Annotated in this window: 1 protein-coding gene; it reads left to right on the forward strand. The window is 70.4% G+C overall.

The features are described 5' to 3' along the window. Window positions 1-173: 173 nt before the first annotated feature. A partial coding sequence (locus tag AAW14_RS39380; protein ID WP_265569272.1) for a glutamate-1-semialdehyde 2,1-aminomutase occupies window positions 174-1,073 on the forward strand: 900 nt, incomplete at its 3' end.

The raw sequence follows: 1,073 nt of genomic DNA on the forward strand, positions 1-1,073 counted from the left end.
CCCACGTTCGTACGGTGAAACACCTGTCCGCAAGAACGCCGTGGCCTCTGACACCATGGATTCCGTGAGCCATCCCTATGACGCCCCAGTTTCGCAGACGCGGAGGACAGACGCCCCGGCGTAATTCAGAGGGTGCTCACTCCATCCCTCCGTACTCGCAGGTCAGGATCCCAGTGCCGTATTCATACGAAGCCCCAGTCTCACAGACGCTTTTCGACCGCGCGTCCCTTGTGACGCCCGGCGGCGTGAACTCACCGGTGCGCGCCTTCCGCGCCGTGGGCGGTACGCACCGGTTCATGGTGTCCGGTACCGGTCCGTACCTCACCGACGCCGACGGCCGTGAGTACGTCGACCTCGTCTGCTCGTGGGGACCGATGATCCTCGGCCACGCGCACCCCGAGGTGACCGCCGCGGTGCAGGCCGCGGTGGCCCGCGGCACCTCCTTCGGCACGCCGGGCGAGGGCGAGGTCGCGCTGGCGGAGGAGATCGTCGCGCGGATCGAGCCGGTCGAGCAGGTCCGGCTGGTGTCCAGCGGCACCGAGGCGACCATGTCGGCGATCCGGCTGGCCCGCGGGTTCACCGGCCGCGCCAAGGTCGTCAAGTTCGCCGGCTGCTACCACGGGCACGTGGACGCGCTGCTGGCCGCGGCCGGCTCCGGCGTCGCCACCTTCGGCCTGCCGGACACGCCCGGCGTGACGGGCGCGCAGGCCGGGGACACCATCGTGCTGCCGTACAACGACCTGGAGGCGGTGCACGAGGCGTTCCACCGCCACCCGGGCGAGATCGCCTGTGTGATCACCGAGGCGTCCCCGGGCAACATGGGCGTCGTCCCGCCGCTGCCGGGCTTCAACCAGGGCCTGAAGGACGCGTGCGAGAAGAACGGCGCGCTGTTCATCTCCGACGAGGTCATGACCGGTTTCCGCACCTCGCGGGCCGGCTGGTACGGCGTCGACGGCGTGAAGCCCGACCTGATGACCTTCGGCAAGGTCATGGGCGGCGGCTTCCCGGCGGCGGCCTTCGGCGGCCGCGCGGACGTGATGGGCCACCTCGCCCCGAGATCGGAAGAGCACGTG

It is taken from the genome of Streptomyces hygroscopicus (genome assembly GCF_026168105.1).
GTDB classification, from domain to species: domain Bacteria; phylum Actinomycetota; class Actinomycetes; order Streptomycetales; family Streptomycetaceae; genus Streptomyces; species Streptomyces hygroscopicus_D.